Here is an 18,237-nt window from a genome sequence, read left to right as displayed (position 1 = left end):
CTAAATTCGAGCGAGTATTACACAACTGATTCAAAACTTTTGTCCAACTAATAAGGGGTCGGTGCAATCTTAACACCAGACTTGTCTCAGAAAAGGAAGCTTAGTTGCTCTCCTACTAGAGTTGAGCCGCATGATATCGATACCATTATAGCATACCGACCTAAATTGAGTAAACTTTCTTTTAGGTGTAGTTCACTCAGCTAATTCTAAAGACAACAAAAGAACGGCCTATTGCCCGGCCACCATCGGGAAGTCATCCGGAGTATAAAGTGAAGAGGTGCATATGATGATCTTCATTTGTAAAGAAGAAACGAGATATATGTCGGTCAGTTGAATACCAAGTATCAGATTTTCTAAAGTCTTAGAAATATATTAGGATTCAGATTCGAATTTTACTAAAATTGCGTATTAACATTCTCAATAATGGCCAAGGTTACAGAAACCAGACTTACAATAGCAGCGTTCATTTATGCAATTGAAATTGATCTTAAGATCCTATTAAATCAATACTTAATACCTAACTTTCAAGATCTAAGCTTTTTACGGGAACCTGATGTGATCGAGAAGATCAAACGAAGATTCAAAGGAGATAATCCAGGGCTTGTACCAGAAGAAAATCTGCAGGAGGTAATTGAATTCCTAGATTTTCAAGAAACGTATACGACACTAATTAAAAATAAAGCATTTTTTCCCGAAACTGTATATTTAGAAGTAAAAAGTCTGGTGGCTTCGCTGGATAACTTGGTTCCAATCAGAAATAGAGTAATGCATACAAGGCCATTACTTTCAGACGATTTCTCTAATACATGGATATTCATCAGCACTCTTGTTGAATCCAAAAATCTCTCTTGGAGTACTCTTAAAGATACCAAGTCAAAAATAGAGACTGATCCATCCTATGTTCTCACGCTTAGCATTCCATCATACGGAGAAAAAACTGATGAAGCTTACCATAATCTACCCGCTCCGGATTTTGACGAAACTGGATTTATAGGCAGAAAAAGGGATATATCTGATGTTTCTAAACTTATCTTAGGTAACAACCGGGTTGTAAGTATCATAGGTGAAGGAGGCGTTGGAAAATCCGCACTTGCTCTGAAGATTGCTTATGATATTTTGGATCTTAAAGAGCAAAATCCTTTCGATCTAATAATCTGGATAACTGCAAAATCCACAATGTTGACTGCAAATGGTATTTTAGAGATCAAAAATGCATTGAAAGATTATGCAGGAGTAATCGAAGGAATTGGAGATATTATAGGAGCTTCTAAAAATAGCCTTGATGATATTCTTGAATACATGGATGTGTTCAAAGTTTTATTAATTATAGATAATCTAGAAACCATTCTCGATGAGTCTATTAGAGAATTCATCCGTGAGGCTCAGATGAAGTGTAAAATCCTAATTACGTCAAGAATTGGCTTAGGCGAACTTGAATTCCGGCGGCCCATCTTCGGTCTCACAGAATCAGAATCAATATTGTTAATTAGACAATTTGCGTCTATTAAACAAAGTGACATCTTAAATAGATTACCTTCAAAACAACTTATATCAATTGCTGAGAAGCTACATTATAATCCTTTAGCTCTTAAATGGTTTGTTAGTTCTGTAGAATTAGGTACTGACCCAAATGTAGTAGTAAGTGATCTAGAGCAGGTTTTATCGTTCTGCCTAAGCAATGTATATGAACAGCTATCTGGAGAAGGTCGGCAGGTTATAGATACTATTTTGGCAGCAAGGAAGAATTTGAACGATGCACAGTTGATCTATTTAACTGGCTTGCCATCTATTGTGCTTAGAAGAACCATTAATGAACTATTCGCAACAACAATGGTTACGAGAGAAATTATTCATAACGCTGACGGCAATGAGGTTATGTATCAGATATCTGATTTTGCTAAAGACTACATTTTACTAAAGCATCCTGTGGAGGTCAGCTTTGTAAAGAATATAATAAGCAAGATAAACTCTTTGTCGAAAACAACCTCCAGCATTAACCAAGCTACTCAAGCCAATGAATTTGCTCTAAATGCAATTACCATAAGAAACGTAAACGAAAAAGTAACTGCTCGGCTAATTTCCGAGGCATTAAAATTTTCAAAAAGTGGAAGTAATCTTGAGAATAGTGGTGACACCGTAGAATCAAAAAAATCTTATTTATTAGCCTTAGAGAGGATTAACGAGGCAAAGTCAATCCTTCCAAATTATTTTGAAATTTATAGAGTAAGTGCATTCATCAAGGCTACCTCTGGAGATATTCTAGGCGCAGAGCAAGATTATCTCACCGGCTTTGAAATGGAACCAGACAATCCTAGATTACTATATTTCTACGCGGGATTTTTGCTATATAGCTTTGATGACGTAGAAAACGCCACAATTGCAGCTGAAAAACTTTACCGATTAAAACCAGACTCAAAATATCCAGCCTTGTTGCTCTCACGATGTTATTCAACTGCCTTTAAGCATAGGGAAGCAATTGAACTTGTTGAGAAAGTAATTGAACAAGGTTCATTAAACAAATCAGAACTAAGAATTGCAAATACTGATTTGATTAATATGTATGGATATTGGGGGAATGAAATTGTACAAAACGAAGGCGATTACCAAAAAGCAATCAAAACCTTTATCAAGGGCCTTTCTATATTTGAATATTGTGTAAATGAAAGAAATTTCGATGGCAGAATGATTAAAAAGTTTTGTTCGACTTTGAAGACATTTATAAAAGCCATACCTAAGATCCATAATGAAGACAACCTTGAGTACATTAAAGAACTCTTTATCAAGTATGATGATCAATTAGCACTTAATCAAAGTAAAACCTACTTATCTAACATGGTAGGGGAAGCTTACGGTATAGAATTTATATCTAAAGTCAATGGTTTACAAGGTTTTATAAATAGAATAAATCCAACGATGCATTTAGCTTTCATTACAATAAGCGACGGAACAGATTTGTATGTGAATGCGAATTCATTTAGATATCGAACAGATTTTGAAAACTTGAAAGAAGGTGATCGAGTTAGCTATCAGTTAGGGCAAAATAAGCTAGGTAAATGTGCAATCAATGTTATTGTCGAATAAAAGACTATTAGGCTGTGCCTGGGACTTTTATTTCTAGTATTAGATTTAACAATAAACTAGTAGTCGTCTAAGTAATTCGTCTCAGAAAAGGAAGGTTATAATGATTCAAATTACACTCACTTGATGATCCATCTAGAACACTTGTTTTCACGCGACTATCAAAAGAACTGAACTACCCTTAATCTTTGTCTCTAAAATACAAACCACGCAAAAAAAAAGCAGCCCATCTGGACTGCTTTCAAAAACTGGGGTGGAATATGGGGCTCGAACCCACGACCCTCGGTACCACAAACCGATGCTCTAACCAACTGAGCTAAAACCACCATGTTTTACGATGACAAAAGTACGATTAATAATATTCCAAGCAAATTTATTTAAACTTTCTCCCACCACTTTCTGATAACCCTATCAACATCAAAGGATTAAAATTCATTACAAGAGCGGAACAAGCAGCTAAAAACAAGAACTTAAAGAATGTAAACCCCCATTAATCCACACCAACCTCCATTTTCAAACCAGAAAGCCTACCTTTGCCCCTTCTATGATCGAAATCTTCACAGACGGCGCAGCAAGTGGAAACCCCGGCCCAGGTGGCTACGGTGTTATCCTGCGCTCCGGAAAGCACTACAAGGAACTTAGCGGCGGCTTCCGCATGACCACCAACAACCGTATGGAACTACTCGCCGTGATTGAAGGCTTAAAAGCCATCAAAACACCAGGCGCCCAGGTGATGGTTACCTCCGATTCCAAGTACGTCATCGATTCCATAGAAAAGAAATGGGTATTCGGCTGGGCCAAAACCGGTTTCAAAGGCAAAAAGAATAAAGACCTTTGGTTGCAGTTCCTCCAGATCTACAAGCTTCACCAGGTGGCCTTCACCTGGATCAAAGGGCACAACCTGCACACCGAAAATGAACGCTGCGACCAACTAGCAGTCGCAGCATCAAAAAATCGTGCAGCCTGGCAGATCGACTATGAATTCGAAGCAGAAAAGAACAAGTCTACGCTACTCTAGCCTGCTGCTCCGCCAATAAACTTTCAACCATCTCCACCATCTTCCTCGAACCGATGTACACCGCTGTCCGTTGGTGCAGTGCTGTAGGTTCAATCTCCATGATCCTCCTGAAACCATCAGAAGCCACGCCCCCAGCCTGCTCGATGATGAATGCCATCGGATTACATTCGTACATTAATCGAAGCTTACCATTCGGTGAACCAGCAGTGGTCGGATACATATAGATCCCGCCCTTAATCAGGTTCCGATGGATATCTGCCACCATAGAACCGATATACCTCGAAGTATATGGACGGTTGCTGGCCTTATCCTCTACCTGCGCATATTTCAGGTACTTCTTTACCCCATCCGGGAAATGCACATAGTTCCCCTCATTAATGGAATAGATCTTTCCATCTTCCGGAACCTTCATGTCCGGGTGAGAAAGACAAAATTCGCCGATCGACGGATCCAGCGTAAAGCCGTTCACCCCCTTGCCGGTCGTGTACACGAGCATGGTCGACGAGCCATAGATCACATAACCCGCAGCGACCTGCTCCGTGCCTTTCTGCAGCACGTCTTCAAGCGTCGCCTTACCTTCTGTAGATTTCCTCCTGAAAATGGAAAAGATTGTGCCCACGGCCACGTTACAGTCAATGTTTGAAGAGCCATCCAGCGGATCTATACAGACAATATACTTCGCGTTCTTCGAGACCGGCGAATCAATCGCCACAAACTCATCCTCTTCCTCCGACGCCACAATGCAGCACTCCCCGCCACTCGTCAGCGCCGCAATGAACTGCGTGTTTGCAAATACGTCAAGCTTCTTCTGGTCTTCCCCCTGCACATTCGTACTGCCGAAATCCCCCAGAATATCGACCAGTCCGGCTTTATTCACCTCCCGGTTTACGATCTTCGATGCAATGCCAATGTCGCGCAGCAACCTGGATAATTCGCCCTTAGCATAAGGGAAGTCGGCCTGTTTCTCAATGATGAACTGACCCAATGTTTTAATGCCTGCCATATTTTACTTAGTGTATAATTTACGTTATCTTTTACCTAACTCAATTACCTCTAAGTTATCAATTTTGTCTCCAGAAACACTAAAACGGATCAATGTTCTTACTTTATGCCACCCGGATTTTCCTGCTGCACCGGGATTTATGTGCAGACAGCTTATTTTAGGATCAAACATCACCTTTAAAATATGCGAGTGCCCTGTTATAAACAGCTTCGGCGGCTTAGTGTATATTTCTGACCTCACTTGTGCGGAATATCTGCCCGGATAACCGCCAATATGCGTCATCCAGACATCCACATCCTCACACATGAAACGGTTGTGCTCCGGGAATTCCTGCCGGATGCCCTTGTCATCAATATTCCCCCATACGCCCCGCAATGGCTTAAAAGCCGCTAAAGGTTCCGCAACCCCCGCTCCAAAGTCGCCCGCATGCCATACCTCATCGCAGGCCTCAAAATGTTTATATACTGCTTCATCCAGATACCCGTGGGTATCCGATATCAATCCGATTCGCTTCAAAATATCAGGTTTAAAATGCCAGGAAAAAGTCCTTCAGCAAACGTGTGTATGCCTCGGTGTACAGCCCCTGTGCGGCGTAAATATAAAAATCTTCATGCACCACCGCTGTATTGGCAAAGCTGAAACAAATCACCTGCCGGATCTCGGGTTTGCTTTCATCGGAATGCACATGAATGATCCGGCGCGGAAACAACTTATACAGCACGGCTTGTACCACCAGCGCCTCCGCTTGTTTCACCGGTAAGATCAGCCAGCATTCGCCACCAGGGTTCAGCAGCCCGGCAACCTTCCGCAGCAGTCCGATAAAGAAATCCGCATCGGCATGCCTCGCCAGTCGCTTCGCAGCCTCCGGATTTTTAAGATCGTTTACAAAAAATGGTGGATTGGAGATAATCAGGTCGTACCCAAATGTACTTTCAAAGTTCAGAATGTCTCCGGTATGTACTGCCAGACGCGCGGCAAAGGGCGAAGCAGCAAAGTTCTTAGCCGCCGTCGACGCTGCTGATGCATCAATTTCCACCGCCTCTACCTGTGCTGCAGGAAAACGCTGTGCCAGCATCATCGCAATCACGCCGGTGCCGGTACCCACATCCAGGATCCGCGAAGGGGCATCCGCCGTAACGATGCCGCCAATCAGCACACCGTCTGTATTGATCTTCATCGCACAGCCGGACTGGTCCACCGAAAATTGCTTGAAACGGAATAGACTCCCCATTGCTAACGCGCGTAGATCTCCAGCGGCAGCTTGTCCGGGTCGGTAAAGAAAGTAAACCGCTTGCCGGTGTATTCGTCTACACGGATGGGCTCCGTCAGCACGCCGCGAGCATTTAAGGTCGCAACCGCAGCATCCAGATCATCCACCTCAAAGCACAGGTGCCTTAGCCCAACGGCCTCCGGACCGGAAGCCCGTAATGGTGGGTTTTCAAATGAAAAAAGCTCAATCTGGTAGTGACCATTCACTGCCAGATCAAGCTTGTAAGATTTCCTGGCTTCGCGGTATACTTCCTGTATAACCGTTAACCCCAGGGTATTCACGTAGAAATCTTTGCTCCGCGCATAGTCGGCACAAATGATTGCTACGTGATGTATTTTATTGAACATGGCTTATGCGCCTAAGATGTTGTGCAATACGTTTAAGTGTACTTGTTTCGCTTCCAACACGCTGCCGAAGCTTTCTTCGTCAACGATCAACGCACCGTCAGTCACCGTACCCAATAAGCTGAACTCGGTCTCCGAAGCGGCAAGCATCTCTACAAACGCTTCCTGCTCATCAGAAGTCAAGGTCACGATTACACGTCCTTGTGCTTCTCCAAACAAGAAAGCATCTTTACGGATCGTTTCATCTGAGGTGATGTTGAAACCTAAGTTGTTCGGCATCGCAGATTCCAGTAAAGCAATGTATAAACCGCCATCTGCCACATCATGCGCAGATTTGATCATCTTCTGGATGATCAGCTGTTTAACCACCTGCTGCATGGCATACTCTTCTTCAAGATCGAAATATGGTGCCGGAGATGCTTTTACTTTTACGTACGAAGCCAGGTATTGCGAGGAAGCAATATCGTTCTTAGATGCACCAATCAGGTAAATCAAATCACCTGGCTGCTTGAAATCTAAAGTGGTTAATGTGTCTTTGTTATCCAGAATACCCAGCATACCGATGGTTGGTGTCGGGAATACCGGTCCGTCGTCGGTCGACTGGTTATAGAAAGATACGTTACCACCAGTAATCGGGGTTTCGAATTTTGTTGCTGCAGTGCTCATACCTTTAATGGCTGAAGCAAACTGCCAGAATACTTCCGGCACATAAGGATTACCAAAGTTCAGACAGTTGGTGATCGCCACTGGCTCTCCACCTGCACAGGTAATGTTTCTTGCTGCTTCCGCTACCGCGATGGCACAACCCGTTTCCGGATCTGCGTTCACGTAACGCGAGTTACAGTCTACCGTTAAAGCAATCGCCTTGTCGGTGCCTTTAACAGAAACGATCGCCGCGTCACTCGGACGGTTTGTGGTCATCGTCGCCGTACCCACCATAGAATCATACTGATCCGTTACCCATCTTTTCGAAGCGATGTTCGGATGTGAAACCAGGTGATCTGCAATGGCTTTAAGGTTCTGTGGAACAGCAACAGAATCAATGTTGAATTTCTTGTACTCTTGGAAATAAGCTGGTTCTGTGTATTCACGGTCATATACCGGTGCACCACCACCCAATACCAGGTCGTCTGCAGGTACGTCCGCAACCAGTTCGCCATTCATGTAATACTCCAGGCGCTGTGTGTCGGTTACTTCACCGATCTGCACCGCATGAAGATCCCATTTATCAAATACCGCTTCTACTTCCGCTTCACGGCCTTTTTCTACCACGATCAGCATACGCTCCTGAGATTCTGATAACAGGATCTCGAAAGGCTGCATGTTTTCCTGACGCGTAGGTACTTTATCTAAGTCGATGCGCATACCATGCTCACCCTTCGCACTCATCTCTGAGTTGGAACAGATGATACCCGCCGCACCCATATCCTGCATACCAATTACGGCACCAGTTTTAATTACTTCTAAGGTTGCTTCCAATAACAGTTTCTCCTGGAACGGGTCTCCTACCTGAACTGCAGGAAGGTCATTCACTGAATCTTCTGTAATGTTTTTTGATGCAAATGCTGCACCGTGGATCCCGTCTTTACCAGTCGCCGAACCTACAATATATACTGGGTTACCAACGCCGTATGAAGTCGCCGAAACGGTTTCTCCAACTTTAACGATACCCGCAGACATGGCGTTAACCAATGGGTTCACGTGGAAAGATTCATCAAAGAACAACTCACCACCTACGGTTGGGATACCGAAAGCATTACCATAATCACCAATACCTTTTACCACACCTTTCATCAGCCATTGTGTTTTCGGGTGATTAGGATCACCGAAACGCAAGGAGTTCAGCTGGGCGATTGGTCTTGCACCCATGGTGAAAATATCGCGGTTGATACCGCCTACTCCTGTCGCTGCACCTTGGTAAGGCTCTAATGCAGATGGGTGGTTATGGGATTCAATTTTAAATACACAGGCAATACCGTCGCCAAGATCAACCATACCGGCATTCTCCTCACCTGCTTTGGCCAGCATACGCGGACCGTCTTTAGGAAGTTTCTTTAACCAGTTGATGGAGTTTTTGTAAGAGCAGTGCTCGCTCCACATTACAGAAAAGATACTTAGTTCTGTAAAATTAGGCGTACGACCCAGGATCGCAATAATTCTATCATACTCTTCTGGTAAAAGACCGAGGTCCTTGGCGGTTTCTAATGTTGTCAGCTGTGTATTTTCCACTATAATGTATGTTTAAGGATTATGGCAAAGGTAAAAAAATCCTGTACTATTCTGCAAGCTTGTACCATAAACCGGCAAGCACCGGAAAAGCAAAGCGCCGAATACCGCTGAGCTGAAGAACAGCTGAAACACAGCAAACGCACAGTTTACGTGGGTGTGGTGTGGGCGAGGTGTGGTCCAGGTGTGGAGTAGCTGTGCTTAATTTCCCTTGACAATGGCGCTTGGTGTGCATTTTGCCGGTACGCAGACATGCCCGCTTTTGGTAACAGATAAATTAGATTTACGCTATAAAAACCGCTCATTTAGGCAAAAACGCCAAAAACAGTGTCCAGTTTTCAGGTATTTTCAAAAATTCAGGAGATTTTTGATCGAAATTCACAGAAATAAAATATAATTCTGCTATTTTTGGACAAATTCTAAAAACCAAATGAAAAGTTTAAGAACATTTGCATTAAACGAAGCACAATTCCGAGTATCTCCTGAGGTTAAAGCGCCTGCATCAAAGATTTCTGACTTTTTTGGATCAAACGTTTTTGATCAGAAAAAAATGAAAGCTTACTTGTCCAAAGAAGTTTACGGCAAGTTGGTTTCTGCGATCGATCAAGGTACCCTGATCAGCCAGGAGGACGCAAACCACATTGCAACAGCAATGAAAACATGGGCAATGTCTAAAGGTGTAACCCATTACACCCACTGGTTCCAGCCCCTAACAGGTACAACCGCTGAAAAACATGACTCTTTCTTTGAGCCAAGCAGCGAAGGTCCGGTTGAAAATTTTGCAGGTAGCGCCCTGGTTCAGCAGGAGCCTGATGCTTCCAGCTTCCCGAACGGTGGTATCCGTAATACTTTTGAAGCTCGTGGTTATACCGCATGGGATCCTTCTTCCCCAGCCTTCATCATGGAAAACCCTTCCGGAAAAACACTTTGTATCCCGACCGTTTTCGTTTCTTATACTGGTGAAGCTTTGGATTTTAAAGCACCTTTATTAAAAGCGGTAAACGCCATTGATAAAGCTGCAGTTGATGTTTGTCAGTATTTCGACAAAGGCATCACCAAAGTAAATGCTTCTTTAGGTATCGAACAGGAGTATTTCCTGGTAGATTTAGCCTTATATAATGCAAGACCAGATCTTGTAATGACAGGCAGAGCGCTTTTCGGCCACATGTCTGCAAAAGGTCAGCAGCTGGAAGATCACTATTTCGGTTCTATCCCGGAGCGTGTTCAGGCTTTCATGGTGGATTTTGAGAATGAATCTTTGAAATTGGGTATTCCTTTGAAAACCCGTCACAATGAGGTTGCACCAATGCAGTTCGAGTGTGCACCGATTTATGAAGAAATTAACCTGGCGATCGACCACAACCAATTGTTGATGGACGTGATGGAGAAAGTTGCTTTGAGACATAAATTCAAAGTGCTTTTACATGAGAAGCCTTATGCGGGCATCAACGGTTCCGGTAAACACAACAACTGGTCGCTGATTACCGATACTGGTAAAAACTTACTGGCACCAGGTAAAACGCCTAAAAACAACCTGATGTTCCTTGCTTTCTTCGTAAACACGATTAAAGCGGTTCACGAACATGCAGATCTTTTAAGAGCAAGTATCGCTTCGGTAAGCAACGATCACCGTTTGGGTGCAAACGAAGCGCCACCGGCAATTATATCCATTTTCCTTGGTCAGCAGTTGAACGAAGTGCTTGACGAAATTGAGCACAGCCGCATCAGCAAAAAGATCAAAGAAGACAATGCACTGTGGTTGGGTATTCCAAAGATTCCACAGATCCTGTTAGACAATACCGACCGTAACCGTACCTCCCCTTTTGCCTTTACCGGTAACAAGTTTGAGTTGCGTGCAGTAGGTTCTTCAGCGAACTCTTCAGCACCTATGACTGTCCTAAATGCAATTGTTGCAGATCAGTTGGTGAAATTCAAAGGAGAGGTTGACCGCCTGATCAAAAAAGGTGAGAAAAAAGACATCGCTTTATTAACGATTATCAAACGTTACATCAAGGAGTCTAAGGACATCCGTTTTGAAGGTAATGGCTACGGTAAAGAGTGGGAAGAAGAAGCAGAACGTCGTGGTTTAGCAAACATCAAAACCACACCTAAAGCACTTGATGCTTATGTAAGCGAAAAAAGCATTGAGCTATTCACCAAAACCAACATTTTCAGCAAAAGAGAGCTTGATGCCCGTCATGAGATCCTTTTGGAAAGCTATTACAAAAAGCTTCAGATCGAAGCAAGGGTTTATGGTGAGGTTGCAAACAGCATGATCATCCCGGCTTGTATCGCTTACCAGAACATCTTGATCGACAATGCTAAAGGTTTGAAAGAACTTGGCCTGGATAAAGAGGCTTTATCTACACCAGTTGAAATCATAAACAAGTTATCACAGCACCTTAGAATTGTGAAAAACAACGTGGATGCAATGCTGGAAGAACGTAAAGTAACCAACAACATCGAAGATACCCGCGAGAAAGCGATTGCTTACGATGAAAAAGTGAAGTCTTACTTCTTCAACATCCGTTACCATTCAGATAAATTGGAGCAGATTGTTGACGATAGCGTATGGCCTTTGCCGAAACTTAGAGAGCTACTTTTCTCAAAATAAAATTTCCTTCTTTTACGAACCCTTCAGCCTTGCTGAGGGGTTTTTTATTTCTAAAACACCCTACTTTAAGCGCTTTCTATATCTTTGCAACAACATGAGTGATAACAGGTATAACCAACGTGGCGTTTCTGCCTCAAAAGAAGATGTGCACAATGCCATCAAAAATATTGACAAAGGAATTTTCCCTCAGGCCTTCTGTAAGATCATCCCGGATATTCTGGGAAATGATGAAGACTACTGCAACATTATGCATGCCGATGGTGCGGGTACAAAATCTGCCCTGGCCTATGTGTATTGGAAAGAAACCGGCGACCTTTCGGTTTGGAAAGGAATCGCACAGGATGCCATCATCATGAACCTGGACGACCTGATCTGCGTTGGTGCAACAGAAAACATCCTGTTATCCTCAACCATTGGTCGTAACAAGAACCTGATCCCGGGTGAGGTCATTGCGACACTCATCAATGGCACAGAAGAAATTCTTGCAGAACTGCGTGAACAAGGCATCTCCATCTATTCTACCGGTGGAGAAACCGCTGATGTTGGTGATCTGGTACGTACGATCATCGTGGATTCTACCGTGACCTGCAGAATGAAACGTGCGGAAGTGATCAGCAACCACAACATCCAGGCAGGTGACGTGATTGTCGGCTTAGCTTCGAGCGGGCAGGCAAGTTATGAAAGCGAGTACAACGGCGGTATGGGTTCCAACGGATTAACTTCCGCCAGACATGATGTTTTCAACAAGACCATTGCAAATACTTATCCGGAGAGCTTCGACCCTGCAGTACCGTCCGCTCTGGTATTCTCTGGAGGCAAATCGTTGACAGACGAGATTACTGTAGCCGAAAACACAACTGTTACTGCTGGAAAGCTGGTCCTTTCGCCTACACGTAGTTATGCCCCCGTAATTAAGAAAGTGCTGGAAAGCTATAGAAGTCAGATTCATGGTCTGGTACACTGCAGTGGCGGTGCGCAAACCAAAGTGCTGCATTTCATCAATGATGATGTCCATGTGATTAAAGACAACCTGTTCCCGGTTCCGCCTTTGTTCCAGTTGATTCAGGAGCAGTCCGGCACCAGCTGGGAAGAGATGTACAAAGTATTTAACATGGGACACCGTATGGAGCTTTATGTGCCTGAGACCATTGCCGCAGACATCATAGCGATATCCAAAAGCTTCAACATCGACGCACAGATCGTTGGTCGCGTGGAAGCTGGAGATCAAAAACAGGTAACCATTCAAAGTGATAAAGGTACTTTTCAGTACTTCTAGCTTCAGAGAAACATAGAATAACAAGCTATTTATTGCAAAGCCCCGCTTATTGTGGGGCTTTTTTTATGCGTAAGGTTAATCGTTTGATTGAAACGACAACATGATATGCCTTTTCTGCTAAACATCGGCTAAAATATTATTGATTTATTAACTAGAAATTATTAAAAGATATTTGGAATATGTATTCTATATTCCTAATATTGATTAACGCTTATATCTGTTTGGCTAAACATCAGCATAGATAGATACAGGGAATACGTACCGCTCGAAAAAGAAGAACCACAATTCGAATTACATAAACAGATTTTAATACAGGCATATAATTAACCAATATAGCGCTCTAGTCTCACAGTAAAACGGTTTAGTATTTACCCCTAAAAAAACAGCTTTAAAATCCACGTCGGGAAGCAACAAACCTAAGCTCCTTCCCGTATCCCAGCGAACAGGTGCATCCAGCACCAATCTCAATTCTAACCAAAATAAACTTTATGAAAATCAAACATTTACTCTGTACAGGTATCCCCGTGCTCATGTTTATGGGTAACCAGGCATTTGCAAACGGGACTTCAGCTTACAGTGCAAGTCTGAAAGCAGCAAGTATCACCTTTTCCAAAAGTAATGCCCAGCAGATCCGTGTAAGCGGTACCGTGCTCGATGAGACCGGTAAGCCACTTCCAGGTGTGGGCATCAAAACCGCTTCCGGCAAAACAGCCGTAACAGACAATGCCGGAAAGTTCAGCATTGAAGCGGTCAATGCTTCTGAAATCATTACCTTCTCTTACATTGGCTACAACAATCAAACGCGTGCCGCAGGTAACGGCGGTTCCGCAATTACCATCCGCATGGCCCCTGCTGCAGGTGAAAACCTCGACGACGTTGTGGTTGTGGGTTACGGTACCCGCCGTAAATCTGACGTGACGGGTGCTGTTGGTTCCGTACGTCAGGAACAACTCGAAGAGCGCCCTGCAGCATCCCTTAATCAGGCACTAGCAGGACGGATCGCTGGTGTACAGGTGAACACCAACTCAGGTCGCCCAGGAGGTCAAACCAACGTTCGTGTTCGTGGTTTCAGTTCCATCAACAGCTCCAACAACCCGCTATATGTAATCGACGGCGTAATCCTGCCGGTTGGATCACAGACACAAAACAGTAATGCGATCGATTTCCTGAACCCGGGCGATATTGCATCTGTCGAAGTGCTTAAAGATGCATCATCCATTGCAATATATGGTGCCCGTGGTGCAAATGGCGTAATTTTGATTACCACCAAAAAGGGTAGCTCTGCAGGCAGTCGCATCAGCTATGATGCTGAATTTAGTGTGCCGACAATCGGTCCAAATCGCGTGGAGATGCTTAATGCACAAGAATATATCGCAACTGAAAATTTAGCATATGAGAATGCGAGAACTTACGACCCTGAAGGCTGGGCAAGGGGTAACTACGTAGATCCTAGAATTAAAAGACTTACGTTACCTAACTTATTTGATGCCCAAGGTAATCCGCTATATGATACCGACTGGTTCAAGGAAGCTACACAAAATAAATTATCATTTAATCACCAACTTGGTTTTACGGGCGGAAACCAGGAAACCACCTATGGTATTTTCCTCAATGTACGTGAAGACAATGGTTTATTAAAAAATTCCTATCTCAAAAGATATTCTGGCAGATTCAATGTGGAGAGTCAGATGAAATCCTGGTTGAAAGTTGGTGGTAGCTTGAACTACACAAATCAAGATGAGAATTTGGTTGACATTGGTACAGGTGGCTTGAACTCCGTGAGGATGATTACAGAAAGTTTTCCTTTCTTGCCAGTAAAATATCCAGATGGAACATGGGCAGACAACCAGAACTATCCCGGGGCTGAAGGTGGTTCTAACCCTGTACATATCTTAACGGATAGAAAATATATGTTGCAGACGCAGACTGCGCTCGGTAACGTATTTGCAAACATTAATCTTGCTGAAGGTTTAGAATTTAGAAGTATTTTAGGTGCAAATGTTGTCACTCGAGGCAGAAATGAATACAACGGTCGGACACTTTATGGCATCTCGTTTGATCAACGCGGCACAGCATTTTTAGATAACAACAGAGAAAGCTACTGGTCTCTTGAAAACTATTTCACATACAACAAGAAGCTCGGAACGGATCACGTGATCAATGCCACCCTTGGTACATCATGGTATCAGACTAACATCTTTGGTTTCAGCGCAAGTGGTGAAAACTTTTCCACAGACTTCTACGGCCCAAACAATCTGGTTGCGGCTGGCAAACCAAACCCTGGAGGCTCGAGACGGTCTGATTTCGCTTTTAACTCCTATTTTGGTCGTGTAAACTATACCTTGAAAGACAAGTATTTGTTCACCGCCACTGCCCGTACTGATGGATCTTCAAAATTTGGCCCTAAAACTAAGTATGCAGTATTTCCATCCGGAGCTGTTGCATGGAGAGTGTCTGAAGAAGATTTTCTTAAAGGAAGCAAAACTATTTCAAACTTAAAACTTCGTGCCAGTTATGGTGTAACTGGTAACTCTGAAATTCCAGCTTATTCATCTAAAAGCCTTTTAGGAAACTACGCCGCAATTTTCAACAACACCAGATTTGCAGGTGTTGGTACAAACCGCTTAGGAAATGATGCCTTAGCTTGGGAATCTACTGCTCAGTCGGATATTGGTGTGGAACTTGGCCTATTTCAAAACCGCATAAACATAGAAGCGGATGTTTATTACAGGAAGACAACGGACATGCTTTTGGATGCACCTGTTCCGAGGACCAGTGGACACGGTTTTGTCTTCAGAAACGTTGGAAAGATGGAAAATAAAGGTTTGGAATTAGGTATCAGCACTGTAAACTTCAGCACCGAGGACTTTACTTGGAATACGACTTTCAATATTTCTCTCAACAGGAACAAGGTACTGGAACTTGCTACGCCGGCAGACATCTTCGGTGTAGGCAACCCTGGCTTTACAAATGAAACCGGTATCATCCGTGTGGGAGAACCTGTAGGCTCTTTCTGGGGACTAACCCGTCTGGGTACCTGGAGTGAAGCGGAACGTGCAGAAGCAGCAAAATATACCTACCGTGGCGGTAAACCTTTACTGCCTGGAGACGTGAAATATTTGGATCGTAACGGTGACTTTGCGATAAATGATGCTGACCGCGGCATTATTGGAAATGGTAGTCCTAAAGGCTGGGGTGCGTTCATCAACAACTTCCGCTACAAAAACTGGGAGCTCTTAGTTGACTTACAGTATTCTTACGGTAATGACGTGATGGACATGAGTACACACTCTGCGGAAGATCGAGTTGGTATCGCGAACAGCTACAAGAGTGTGCTTGGTGCATGGACGCCACAGAATCAAAATAGCGAGATTGCTGCAATCCGTGATACTCGTGCTGGATACGTGACCAATGTTGACACAAGATGGATCCAAGATGGCTCATTCATCCGCGGCAGAAATGCGCTGATCGGCTATACATTCCCCAGCGCAGTTACGCAGAAGTTAAAGCTTAGCCGCCTGAGAATTTATGGAAGTGCACAAAACTTCTTCCTGATTACGAAATACAGAGGTAACGACCCAGAGGTGACTACTTATGGAAACGTGTTCTCACAAGGACAGACTTTCTTTGATTATCCAAAGCCAACAACTTTTCTCATCGGTTTAAACGTTGGCCTGTAGTACTATTTATCATTCAACACGTATAATCATGAATTACAAATTTAAACATATATCGACGCTTGTTCTAGCTACCATGATGGTATTTGGCACGGGCTGTAAGAAGTTTCTGGAAGAAACAGATCCTTCAAACTTAACACCAGATACTTACTATACTATCCCTGAACATGCAGAAGCTGCACTTGCAGCTGGATACGCACAAACGAGGTTTATTGGTGGTGGGGCTGGTATCTTCGTTGCTAACTTCTCTATGCTAGAGGTTGTGACCGGGACAGCGCGAACAGAGACCGGACAGAACTCCGACTTGAACAACCTTGTGGGTCTACAATACAACGGAGATAACCTACTCGTACGGAACTGGTGGAACGGTTTATATAGTGTGATCGCTCAAACAAATCTTGTCCTTGATCGTGTTCCCGCAATTACGCCAATGGATGAAACCCGCAAAGCACAGATTCTTGGTGAAGCTCGATTTTTAAGGGCATGGGCATATTTTTATTTGGTACGTCTTTATGGTGATGTACCTTTAATAACCAAACCGCAAACCACGGAGTCAGAGGACTTCTTGCCACAAAGAAAATCTCTTGAGGAGGGCTATGCGCTAATTGTAGACGACCTATCGCAGGCTGAAGCAGCCGGTTTACCCTGGATGGATGCCAGTGGGCGAGCTAGTAGAGCAGCTGTAAAGTCTCTGCTTGCCAAGGTATACCTGACCATGGCAGGACAGCCACTAAATAAAGGGGCAGAATACTATCGTCTCGCTGCAGATAAAGCAAAAGATGTAATTGATAATTCCGGCGCTACTCTGTTTGCAACATATGCTGACCTACACAGCCTCGCGCAAGAGAACAAGGGAGAACACATCTTCCAAATTCAGTATCTTGCCAGTGTTGCAGGAAATCCAATGCAGCAGTTGCTATTGCCTAACTTCAAAAACGTTTCTGCGTATAGTGATGAGGTGGGTTCTACTGTACCAACCACACAATTCTACAATTCCTATGAGCCGAATGATCTACGTGCACGTGACCGTCAGGGTTTCTTCTACACCTCTTACTACGATGGTGGTGATGGGGCCTTAAAGCCGCTGAATGCACCGTACATATTCAAACATTTTGATGTTGTTGCGAATGGCACCGCTGGCACCAAGGGCACTGCACAGGCAGACTTGAACTGGCCGCTGATCCGCTACGCAGATGTGCTGCTGATCTATGCAGAAGCGCAGAACCGTGCGGATGGTTCGCCAAATGCACAGGCTTATGAAGCACTGAATTCCATCAGACGCCGTGCGCAAATTCCTGTACTTGCCGGATTGTCGCAGACGACGTTTGAGGAAGCGGTTTGGAGAGAGCGCTGGCATGAGCTGTGCTATGAGGGCCAAACCTGGTTCGACATGGTACGTTTGCGTAAAGTTTACAACGAAGCAACCAATGGCTTCGATGCATTTGTTGGACACAAGTTCCCGGACAACCCGACCATTGTGCTTGCAGAAAAACATTATTTGTTCCCACTGCCTACAGCAGAGATGCGTAACAACCCGAACTTAACGCCACAGAATCCTGGATACTAATCCATCCGGATAATGTTCCAGAAGAGTTAAACTCGTTAATTATTAATGCTCAATTTAAAATACCTGGATCGTAACTGATCCGGGTATTTTTTTTTGGAACAAGCGTTAGGCGGTATGTCGAATGTAGTTCTTAGTCGTGCATTGAAAGTCGTGCTTTCGGTTTA

The 18,237-nt window shown here is 43.8% G+C and carries 11 protein-coding genes and 1 tRNA gene; 6 read left to right on the top strand and 6 right to left on the bottom strand.

The features are described 5' to 3' along the window. Positions 1 to 423: 423 nt before the first annotated feature. Positions 424 to 3,081, top strand: a complete 2,658-nt coding sequence (locus tag IEW69_RS02425; protein WP_188625221.1) for an NB-ARC domain-containing protein — start codon at positions 424 to 426, stop codon at positions 3,079 to 3,081. Between the two features lie 246 nt (positions 3,082 to 3,327). On the opposite strand, the gene IEW69_RS02420 is transcribed toward IEW69_RS02425, so the two are convergent. Further along, a tRNA-His gene (locus tag IEW69_RS02420) sits at positions 3,328 to 3,404 on the bottom strand. Between the two features lie 218 nt (positions 3,405 to 3,622). On the opposite strand from IEW69_RS02420, the gene rnhA reads away from it, so the two are divergent. Next, positions 3,623 to 4,096: a ribonuclease HI gene (rnhA, locus tag IEW69_RS02415; RefSeq protein WP_188625220.1), complete on the top strand. Its 474-nt coding sequence runs from the start codon at positions 3,623 to 3,625 to the stop codon at positions 4,094 to 4,096. On the opposite strand, the gene fbp is transcribed toward rnhA, so the two are convergent. Genes fbp through purL form a run of 5 tightly spaced genes read right to left on the bottom strand, consistent with a single transcriptional unit; the run spans position 4,083 to position 8,942 of the window. Beyond that, a complete protein-coding gene (fbp, locus tag IEW69_RS02410; RefSeq protein ID WP_188625219.1) occupies positions 4,083 to 5,099 on the bottom strand; it encodes a class 1 fructose-bisphosphatase in 1,017 nt (338 codons plus the stop codon). The two genes, rnhA and fbp, sit on opposite strands and share 14 nt — an antisense overlap. A 24-nt stretch (positions 5,100 to 5,123) precedes the next feature. Continuing rightward, positions 5,124 to 5,615 carry a metallophosphoesterase family protein gene (locus tag IEW69_RS02405; RefSeq protein ID WP_188625218.1) on the bottom strand — a complete coding sequence of 164 codons (492 nt, stop codon included), beginning with the start codon at positions 5,613 to 5,615 and terminating at the stop codon, positions 5,124 to 5,126. A gap of 10 nt (positions 5,616 to 5,625) precedes the next feature. After that, positions 5,626 to 6,330, bottom strand: coding sequence for a tRNA1(Val) (adenine(37)-N6)-methyltransferase (locus tag IEW69_RS02400; protein ID WP_188625217.1), 705 nt, complete (start codon positions 6,328 to 6,330; stop codon positions 5,626 to 5,628). A gap of 2 nt (positions 6,331 to 6,332) precedes the next feature. Next, the gene (gene gloA2, locus IEW69_RS02395; RefSeq protein WP_188625216.1) at positions 6,333 to 6,716 is read right to left on the bottom strand and encodes an SMU1112c/YaeR family gloxylase I-like metalloprotein; all 384 of its coding nucleotides are present in this window, start codon (positions 6,714 to 6,716) and stop codon (positions 6,333 to 6,335) included. A 3-nt stretch (positions 6,717 to 6,719) separates the two neighbouring features. Beyond that, positions 6,720 to 8,942 (bottom strand): phosphoribosylformylglycinamidine synthase subunit PurL, encoded by a 2,223-nt coding sequence (gene purL / locus IEW69_RS02390; RefSeq protein ID WP_188625215.1) that lies wholly within the window; start codon positions 8,940 to 8,942, stop codon positions 6,720 to 6,722. Between the two features lie 427 nt (positions 8,943 to 9,369). Here purL and IEW69_RS02385 point away from each other — a divergent pair, with 427 nt between their 5' ends. The 4 genes from IEW69_RS02385 to IEW69_RS02370 all read left to right on the top strand — a co-directional run bounded on the left by IEW69_RS02385 (position 9,370) and on the right by IEW69_RS02370 (position 18,073). Continuing rightward, positions 9,370 to 11,553, top strand: a complete 2,184-nt coding sequence (locus IEW69_RS02385; protein ID WP_188625214.1) for a glutamine synthetase III family protein — start codon at positions 9,370 to 9,372, stop codon at positions 11,551 to 11,553. Positions 11,554 to 11,647: 94 nt separating this feature from the next. Continuing rightward, positions 11,648 to 12,829, top strand: a complete 1,182-nt coding sequence (locus tag IEW69_RS02380; protein ID WP_188625213.1) for an AIR synthase related protein — start codon at positions 11,648 to 11,650, stop codon at positions 12,827 to 12,829. A 488-nt stretch (positions 12,830 to 13,317) separates the two neighbouring features. Then, on the top strand, positions 13,318 to 16,509 hold the full coding sequence (locus tag IEW69_RS02375) for a SusC/RagA family TonB-linked outer membrane protein (RefSeq protein ID WP_229663486.1): 3,192 nt from the start codon (positions 13,318 to 13,320) through the stop codon (positions 16,507 to 16,509). Between the two features lie 28 nt (positions 16,510 to 16,537). Further along, entirely contained in the window at positions 16,538 to 18,073 is a 1,536-nt protein-coding gene (locus IEW69_RS02370) for a RagB/SusD family nutrient uptake outer membrane protein (protein WP_188625212.1), read from the top strand. Positions 18,074 to 18,237 lie beyond the last annotated feature (164 nt).

This window comes from Pedobacter quisquiliarum, assembly GCF_014642175.1.
GTDB classification, from domain to species: domain Bacteria; phylum Bacteroidota; class Bacteroidia; order Sphingobacteriales; family Sphingobacteriaceae; genus Pedobacter; species Pedobacter quisquiliarum.
Note: the sequence above shows the minus strand (reverse complement) of the source record. Positions and strands in the feature narration are given on the sequence as shown.